This window comes from Bradyrhizobium sp. LTSPM299 (genome assembly GCF_000938235.1).
GTDB lineage: Bacteria > Pseudomonadota > Alphaproteobacteria > Rhizobiales > Xanthobacteraceae > Bradyrhizobium.
The window spans coordinates 29,022-29,716 of sequence record NZ_JYMU01000095.1 but is presented as its reverse complement, the minus strand read 5'-3'; the positions used below and the strand labels follow the sequence as shown (position 1 = coordinate 29,716).

1 protein-coding gene is annotated in these 695 nt (G+C 66.2%); it reads right to left on the bottom strand.

The window, feature by feature from the left end; translation table 11 throughout:
- Positions 1–360: 360 nt before the first annotated feature.
- Positions 361–672: a DUF736 domain-containing protein gene (locus UP10_RS40495; protein ID WP_044592744.1), complete on the bottom strand. Its 312-nt coding sequence runs from the start codon at positions 670–672 to the stop codon at positions 361–363.
- Between the last annotated feature and the right edge of the window lie 23 nt (positions 673–695).

The window sequence follows — 695 nt, the reverse complement described above, 5'->3', positions numbered from 1 at the left end:
GGGTTAAAGCGCAGCGCTGCGCTGCAACCCTGCCCGTCGGCGAGACCGGGGTAGCAAGGGCAAGGGCGGCCGGAGTGGAGGGGGATCACCCGCCCAAGGGGGCGCGCGGCACGCGCGCGTCTGCACGCGCCTGCCGCTCATGTCGTCATTGAAAATTCTGCGAGGGCGCGGAAGACCGGGGATACCACTCCGGCCGGCGCCGGCTTCGGCGCTTCACCCTTGCGCGCGCGAGGGCGGAGCCCTTAGCGAGCATTATGCAAGGAGGCCGAAGGCCTTCTCTCCCTCTTTCTGCGCCGTTATGGTCATGAGCACAGAAAAAGCCCCGCCTCCGAGGAGGCGGGGCGGTTTGGTCCGGTTGGATCAGTCGCCGTTGCGGCGCGACCAGATCAGGATGAAGCCCTCGTCGCCCTCACCCTTCACCAGCGAGGCGTAGATCGGGGCCGGGAAGCTCGGATCGTCGAGCTTGACCGAGAGATATTCGCGCTCGGTCTCCCGCGCGGTTTTCCTCCAGGCGGCGCCGAATTCGGTGGCGCCGGCGAAGATGCGATAGTCGGGCGCCTTGTCGTTCTCCTTTTCGGTCGCGACGAACTTCGCCTTGACGTTGAGCGTGAGCGTCTTGACCAGACCGGTGTAGCCGTCGTCCGCTGCGGTGAAGGTTCCGATGGTAGCCATGGTGGTCTCCGTCTGTTGTCGGG